We start from the raw sequence: 8129 nt of genomic DNA on the forward strand, positions 1-8129 counted from the left end.
TCATGCCGCAGTTCTTCATCAACCGCCCGGTATTTGCCTGGGTCATCGCCCTGTTCATCGTGCTGGTCGGCGTCATCGCCATCCCGCAGTTGCCCATCGCCCGCTACCCCTCGGTGGCGCCGCCCTCGGTGAGCCTCTACGCCACCTATCCGGGCGCCACCCCGCAGACCCTCAACGACTCGGTGGTGAGCCTGATCGAGCGTGAGTTATCGGGGGTGAAGAACCTTCTGTACTTCGAGTCCTCGGTCGACACCTCGGGTACCGCGCAGATTACTGCCACCTTCAAGCCGGGCACCGATGCCGAGTTGGCCCAGGTGGACGTGCAGAACCGCATCAAGGCAGTGGAACCGCGCCTGCCCCAGGCCGTGCGGCAGAACGGCCTGCAGGTGGAATCCGCCGCCTCGGGCTTTCTGATGATGGTCGGCATGACCTCGCCCAACGGCCAGTACGACGAAGTGGCGCTGAACGATTACCTGGCGCGCAATATCGTCCAGGAACTGCGCCGCATCGACGGGGTAGGGCGTGTGCAATTGTTCGGCGCCGAGCAGGCCATGCGCGTCTGGGTCGACCCGCAAAAGCTCACCGCCTATGGTCTGACCATGAGCGAGCTGGCTCAGGCCATCGAACAACAGAACGCGCAGATCGCACCGGGCCGGGTCGGTGACGAGCCCACCGTGCCCGGGCAGCGCCTGACCGTGCCGCTGACCGTGCAAGGGCAACTGACCACGCCGGAGCAGTTCGCAGCCGTGGTGCTGCGCGCTGGGGTCGATGGCGCCAGGGTGGTGCTCGGCGACGTGGCGCGGGTCGAGTTGGGCGCGCAGTCCTATGGTTTTTCCAACCGCGAGAATGGCGTGGCCGCGACCAGTGCCGCCATCCAGTTGTCACCTGGCGCCAACGCCGTGCGCACCGCATCGGCCGTGCGCGAGCGCCTGGCCGAGCTGGCGCCGAGCATGCCGGCGGGCATGGCCTATTCGGTGCCGTTCGATACCGCGCCCTTCGTCAAGGTGTCCATCGAGAAGGTGATCTACACCCTGTTCGAGGCCATGGCGCTGGTGTTCCTGGTGATGCTGCTGTTCCTGCAGAACCTGCGCTACACGCTGATCCCGGCCATCGTCGCGCCCATCGCGCTGCTCGGCACCTTCGCGGTGATGCTGCTGGCGGGCTTTTCGATCAACTCACTGACCATGTTCGGCATGGTGCTGGCCATCGGCATCATCGTCGACGACGCCATCGTGGTGGTGGAGAACGTCGAGCGGCTGATGGCCACCGAAGGCTTGTCGCCGAAGCAGGCGACCCTGCGGGCGATGCAGGAAATCACCGGGGCGATCATCGGCATCACCCTGGTGCTCACTGCCGTGTTCATACCCATGGCCTTCGGCAGCGGCTCGGTGGGGGTGATCTATCAGCAGTTCACCCTGTCGATGGCAGTGTCGATCCTGTTCTCGGCCTTCCTCGCCCTGACCCTGACGCCGGCCCTGTGCGCCACGCTGCTGCGCCCGGTCAGCGCCGATCATCATGCCAAACGGGGCTTCTTCGGCGCCTTCAACCGCGCCTTCGAGCGCCTCACGGCGAGCTATGGCGCGCGGGTGGCGCGCCTGGTCGGGCGTAGCGGGCGGATGATGGCGGCCTTCGCCGTGCTCTGCGCGGTGCTGGTCGTCGCGGCCGCGCAGTTGCCCTCGTCCTTCCTCCCCGAAGAGGATCAGGGCTACTTCACGACCTCCATCCAGTTGCCCACCGGCGCCACCAGCGAACGCACGCTGGAGGTGGTCAAGGCCTATGAGCAGCACGTGGCCACGCGCCCGGGGCTGGATGCGAACATGGTGGTGCTGGGCTTCAGCTTCGCCGGCTCCGGCCCCAACGCGGCCATGGCCTTCACCATGCTCAAGGACTGGGATCAGCGCCAGGGCGCCACGGCCGCCGAGGAAGCTGCGCTGGCGCAGCAGGCCATGGCGGACAATGTCAAAGGCACGGTGATGAGCCTGATGCCGCCGGCCATCGACGAGCTGGGTACGTCCTCCGGTTTCACCCTGTTCCTGCAGGATCGCGCCAACCGTGGCGAGGCCGCGCTGCTGGCCGCGCAGGCGCAATTGCTGGAGCTGGCGGCGCAGAGCGAGGTGGTCAGCGACGTCTACCCCGATGGCCTGCCGCCCGGTGAGAGCATCCGTCTGCACATCGACCGGCAGAAGGCCGAGGCCATGGGCCTGTCCTTCGCCGCGGTTAGCAGCACGCTGTCGGCGGCCATGGGCTCGCTGTACGTCAACGACTTCCCCAATGCCGGGCGCATGCAGCAGGTCATTCTGCAGGCCGACGCCCCGGCGCGCATGCAACTGGACGACGTGCTCGGCCTGCGCGTGCGCAATGCCAGTGGCGGCATGGTGGCGCTGCGTGAAGTGGTGACGCCGGTATGGAGCGAGTCGCCGCAGCAGATGATGCGCTTCCAGGGCTTCCCCGCCGTGCGCATTGCCGGGGGCGCTGCGCCGGGTGTTTCCAGTGGCGCGGCGATGGCCGAGATGGAGCGCCTGGCAGCGCAGTTGCCGCAAGGCTTCGCCGTGGCCTGGACCGGGCAGTCGCTGCAGGAGCGCCAGTCGGCAGCTCAGGCACCGATACTCATGCTGCTTTCGGCGCTGGTGGTGTTTCTGGTGCTGGCGGCATTGTACGAGAGCTGGTCGATTCCGCTGTCGGTGATGCTGGTGGTGCCCCTGGGCCTGCTCGGTGCGGTGGCGGCGGTGATGCTGCGCGGCATGCCCAACGACCTGTTCTTCAAGGTGGGGATGATCACCATCATCGGCCTGTCGGCGAAGAACGCCATCCTCATCGTCGAGTTCGCCCGCCAGTTGCACGCAGAGGGGCGCTCGCTGGTCGATGCCGCAGTGACTGCTGCGCGCCTGCGCCTGCGCCCGATCCTGATGACCTCGCTGGCCTTCACCCTCGGTGTGGTGCCGCTGATGTTGGCCTCCGGCGCCAGTGCCGAAACCCAGCACGCCATCGGCACCGGGGTGTTCGGCGGCATGCTCAGCGGCACCTTGCTGGCGGTGTTCTTCGTGCCGGCCTTTTTCGTTTTTGTCATCGGCACGCAGGAACGCCTCGCCACTTGGTGTGCGCATCGCGGCGAACGTCGCAGCCGTAGACCCTGACATAGTCTTCATCCCGATACCGGACGAGAGCCGATGTTCCTGTTTCCCGCTATTCCACGCCGCTGGTTGATCCTGCTCGCCGTCATGCTGGCCTTCCTGCCGGTGGTCATCGACATGACGATCCTGCATATCGCCGTGCCCTCGCTGACCCTGGCGCTGGATGCCTCAGTCACCGAGGTATTATGGGTCATCGACATCTACCCGCTGCTGATGGCAGGCCTGCTGGTGCCCATGGGAACGCTGGCCGACCGTATCGGCAATCGCCGCGTCCTGCTGACGGGTCTGGGGATCTTCGGCACGGCTTCGCTACTGGCCGCCTTCGCCCCGACGCCGGCCATGCTGATCGGGACACGGGCACTGCTCGCCCTGGGCGGTTCGATGATCATGCCGTGCGTGCTGGGTATCATCCGCCGCACCTTTGAGGATGACAAAGAACGCGCCATGGCGCTAGGGCTCTGGGGTACGGTGGGCGCAGCCGGCGCGGCGCTGGGGCCACTGATCGGTGGTGCCCTGCTGGAGCATTTCTGGTGGGGCTCGGCCTTTCTGATCAACGTCCCGATCATGCTGGCCGTCATGCCGCTGGTCTATCTTTTGCTGCCACGCACCGAGGAAACGACATCGGGTCAATGGGCGCCCTGGCAGGCGGTATTGCTGATCGCCGGCATGCTCTCGCTGGTCTACGGCATCAAGGCGGCCTTCGGTGCGACACAGCCGTTGTATTTGGCACTCTCCGTGGCGCTGTCCGGCCTTGGCCTGCTGCTGGTCTTCGTACGTTTGCAGTTGCACGCACCGGAGCCCTTGCTCGACCTGTCGCTATTCTCGCGCCCGCCGATCCTGGCCGGCATCATCATGGCCGTGGTCGCGAGTGGCGCACTGGCCGGCGTCGAGCTGACGCTGGCACAGGAACTGCAGTACGTCTTGGATAGAACGCCGCTGCAAGCCGGCATCTTCATGATCCCGATCATGGCCGCGGCCGCTCTCGGTGGCCCGGTCGCCGGCTACCTTTCCAACCTGTTCGGCCTGCGCCTGGTCGCCAGCCTGTCACTGGCGATTGCCGCAGCGGCTTTGGCATGCCTGGCCCGTTCCGACTTTGGGCATCCGGGGCCGACGGTACCCCTGATGCTAGCGCTCCTAGGCCTGGCCCTCAGCATCGGTCTGACCGCCTCGTCCATCGCCATCATGAGTTCGGTAGCGTCCAGCCAGGGCGGAGCGGCGGGTTCGTTGGAAGCCACGGCATACGAACTCGGCAGCGGACTGGGAATCACGCTGTTCGGTGTGTTCCTGTCCAGCGTGTACAGTCGCACCATCGTGCTGGCATCCGACATCATCCCCTCTCAGGCCGAGCGCGCGGCGCGCTCCATCGGTGACAGCTATGTGGTCGCCCGGGACCTCGCCGAGCCGCAGGCAACAGCACTGATCGCGGCAGGCAAAACCGCATTCTCCTCCAGCCATTCGATCCTGTTGATGACCGCTGCCGCCCTGCTCGCAGCTCTTTCCATCCTGGTGATCTACTTGCTCAGAGAGCATTCAACGTCTCGGCAATGACTCAAGGCGAAGATGCCCCGGGCTTCTGCCCAGCCCAGCCCAGCCCAGCCCAGCCTAGGCTAGGCTAGCCCCTCATCTTCGGCCCTCATCTTCGGCCCTTATCTTCAGCCCTTCGCCATCAGCCGTCGGTCGAACGCGTGAGCGTTTCCCATGCTTGGATCTCGTCGCTCATCGCTGACAGTTTATCGCGAACCAGTCCGAGCGCGTCGCTGCCCAGCAGCAGATGCGCCGGCGGCGTCTCGCTGGCGATGATGGCCAGCATGGCGCGGGCAGCCTTTGCCGGATCGCCGAGTTGCTGGCCGCTCTTCTCCTCGCGGGCACGCCGGATCGGATCGAACAGCGCGTCGTAATCGGGAATCGAGCGCGGTGTGCGGGACATCGAACGGCCGGCCCAGTCGGTGCGAAACGAGCCGGGGGCCACGGCGGTGACGTGGATATTGAACGGCTTCACTTCCTTGCCGAGCACCTCGGAAATCCCTTCCAGCGCAAACTTGCTGCCGCAGTAATAGGCAATGCCCGGCATGGTGATGAAGCCGCCCATCGAGGTGATGTTGAGGATATGTCCGCAACGGCGGGCACGCATGTAGGGCAACACGGCCTTCGTCACGGCAACCGCACCGAATACGTTCACATCGAACTGGCGACGCATCTCGGCCAGCGTGGACTCCTCCATAATCCCTTCGTGGCCGTAGCCGGCGTTGTTGACGAGAACGTCGATCGGCCCGACGCTCGCCTCGATGTCGGCCACGATACCGTCGATGGCATCGAAGTCGGTCACGTCGAGCACCCGGCCCACCGCGTTCGCCGGGTCGAGCTGCTCGAACGCTTGCCTGGCCTGTTCGTTGCGCACCGTGCCGACGACGCGGTGACCGTTAGCCAGCGCTTCCTGAGCCAGCGCCCGGCCGAAGCCGCTGCTGACGCCGGTGATGAGGATGAGTTTGTTAGACGACTGCTTGTTGGAAGACGGTTTGCTGGACGACATGGCAATAGCTCCAATGAATCAGTGAGAGCTGCACATTACGCCTTTGAATTTCTCCCTCTCAGGCTTATTGTTCTTGTTTTATTGCCTATTCTTATCATCTCACGCGATACGACATGAACAAGACCATTCCTGCCCCACCGTCGGCTGAACAGCAGCACATGGTGGAGCTGCTTCGGGCGCTGGCGCCGGACGAGGGCTACAATCTGACCGCGCTGAACGACGTGCGCATCCTGCGCTCGGATCGCCCCTTGTCGCGTACTCCGGTTCTGTACGATCCTGGCATCGTGCTCGTATGTCAGGGGCAAAAACAGGGGTTCTTCGGTGATCAGGTGTATCTGTACGACGAGCAGCACTACCTGGCGGTCTCGGTGCCAGTGCCCTTCACAATGGAAACCGAGGCGACGCCGGAGCGTCCGCTGCTGGCCATCTACATGCACCTGGATTTCCAGCTCGCCGCCGAGCTGATGATCCAGATCGAGCGCGATGCTGTGACAGCCCGGCCAAGTGCGCCGCAGAGTTTGATGTCCAGCCCCATGGACCCGGCGCTACGGGCGTCTCTGGTGCGCTTTCTCGAAGCGATGAACCAGCCGCTCGAGGCGTCGATTCTCGGCCCGGCGCTGGTTCGGGAGCTCTATTTTCGCGTGCTCACCGGAGCACAGGGCGATGCGATGCGAGCGGCGCTGGCCATGCGCGGGCAATTCGGAAAGATCGGCAAGGCGCTACGCTGCATTCACGCGACTTACGCCCAGCCGCTCGATCTGGCGCAACTCGCCAGTGAAGCCGGCATGAGCGTTCCCACGTTCCACAACCACTTCAAGACCATTACCCACACCTCGCCGATGCAGTACGTGAAATCCACGCGGCTGCACCAGGCGCGCTTGCTGATGGTGCGTCAGGGAATGACCGCCGAGGCCGCCTGCCATGCCGTGGGTTATGCGAGCCCTTCGCAGTTCAATCGTGAGTTCAAACGGCTTTTCGGATTGACGCCAGCCGCCGAAACGAAGCGCATGCGGGAGAATTTCGCGATACCGCCGGCCTTTGCCAAATCGGATTACGTCTCGTCGCACTGAGATCGATCAGGGGCCCGAGCGACGCAGCTCGCTGACGGACAACCCTATTGCCGTGATCAGGAAATAGATGGCGTGATTGCCCTCCGACTAGTAGGTAGCCTTGAAAAGCCAATAACAGAATCCGCCTATCGTCACGGCCACGAGGGATTGGCAAGAAAATACCCAATCAGCGCCGAGGGCTCGAGGCCGCCCCGAGGCTTCGACATGGAAACCGCACTGGATACGGGCCAGCGTCTGTTTCATGCTGGCAGTTACGAAACTGTGGGGTTGGCGGCACTGACCGACGCACTCGGTGTGAAGCTGCCCAGTTTTACAAAGCGTTTGGTAGCAAGTCCGAGTTTTTCGCACAGGTCATCGAGCGCTACGCGCAATCGGCCCTCGCGCTGGACGAGATCCTGCTGTCCGGGCGGGCGCCGGCGGATGCACTGGCGGAATTGCTGGAGAGCGCCGCGCGAACCTATGCGCGAGATCCGAAACAGCGGGGGTGCCTTGTACTCGAAGCAGCCCGAGGCAATGACGGAGATGACAGCGTCATCCACGCACGCCGAGTGGCAAATCAGCGCCGTTATCGAATTCGCAAATTTATCGCCCGCACCCATTCGGAGCGCGCATCGGCGGTTACCGACTTAGTGGCCAGCACGATGTCCGGGCTTTCAGCCAGTGCACGGGAAGGGATGGACGAATCCCGGTTACTCGGTGTGGCACGCACTGCCGTTGCAGGCTTGGAGGCGCAATTGGATGCGGACTGATGGTGGGTATGCACCTTCATCTCATTGTTGAGGTCATAACCTAGGCGCTCAACAGGTTCGGGATCATGTCGAGCGGCTAACACCAATCTGGCAGTTCTTGGTCAAAGGACTCGTTATTACGGAGAAGACTTTGAGGGTGGTGGGCCCAGTAGGACTTGAACCTACGACCAAGGGATTATGAGAGCTGTAAAAAACCTATCACTGGCCGTCTTTATCCGTAAAAACAGCCAGTTATGAGAACCGAAACCGTCAATGCCCGTCTCTAAGCGTCAACGCGGTTGACAGTTGGTTGACGCAGTCTTGACGCATATTCATCTGCATTTATGTTCATTGTGAAAGCTGGTGAACGAATCGTTTCCCCCCCAACTTCAAAAGATTCCGTTTGATACTCAAAGTCTTCCCCTTCTTTAGGAAGCCAGCTTAACGATCTGCAAGTCTCGTAAACTTCAGCCAACTTGTTCTCATTGTTAATTAATTTTTCGAATATATCTGAATTAACAACAGGTATCTCCGATACAATAGATTGCTTTCCTCCGTAATTCATTACAAGTACAATAGCTTCAAATCTGTAGTCATTAAACCTCGTCTCATTAGCGACTAGACTGCCCATTACTTCTACTTTATTTCTGTTAAAAAACCTTTTCTTCCT

6 protein-coding genes are annotated in these 8129 nt (G+C 62.6%); 3 read left to right on the forward strand and 3 right to left on the reverse strand.

Annotated features, from left to right (window positions below; genetic code table 11):
* Positions 1 to 2 precede the first annotated feature (2 nt).
* Positions 3 to 3134: a multidrug efflux RND transporter permease subunit gene (locus BTW07_RS12345; RefSeq protein WP_075570467.1), complete on the forward strand. Its 3132-nt coding sequence runs from the start codon at positions 3 to 5 to the stop codon at positions 3132 to 3134.
* Positions 3135 to 3167: 33 nt separating this feature from the next.
* Entirely contained in the window at positions 3168 to 4679 is a 1512-nt protein-coding gene (locus BTW07_RS12350) for an MFS transporter (protein ID WP_075570468.1), read from the forward strand.
* Positions 4680 to 4797: 118 nt separating this feature from the next.
* On the opposite strand, the gene BTW07_RS12355 is transcribed toward BTW07_RS12350, so the two are convergent.
* Entirely contained in the window at positions 4798 to 5661 is an 864-nt protein-coding gene (locus BTW07_RS12355; protein ID WP_075570469.1) for an oxidoreductase, read from the reverse strand.
* A 113-nt stretch (positions 5662 to 5774) separates the two neighbouring features.
* Between BTW07_RS12355 and BTW07_RS12360 the strand changes: the two genes are divergently transcribed.
* A complete protein-coding gene (locus BTW07_RS12360; RefSeq protein WP_244158360.1) occupies positions 5775 to 6731 on the forward strand; it encodes an AraC family transcriptional regulator in 957 nt (318 codons plus the stop codon).
* Positions 6732 to 6982: 251 nt separating this feature from the next.
* Here the strand turns inward: BTW07_RS12360 and BTW07_RS20035 are convergent, their stop codons facing one another.
* The gene (locus BTW07_RS20035; protein WP_083941818.1) at positions 6983 to 7330 is read right to left on the reverse strand and encodes a hypothetical protein; all 348 of its coding nucleotides are present in this window, start codon (positions 7328 to 7330) and stop codon (positions 6983 to 6985) included.
* Positions 7331 to 7742: 412 nt separating this feature from the next.
* On the reverse strand, positions 7743 to 8129 hold a 387-nt coding region (locus BTW07_RS19850; RefSeq protein ID WP_158025879.1), incomplete at its 5' end, for a hypothetical protein.

This window comes from Salinicola socius, assembly GCF_001937195.1.
GTDB lineage: Bacteria > Pseudomonadota > Gammaproteobacteria > Pseudomonadales > Halomonadaceae > Salinicola > Salinicola socius.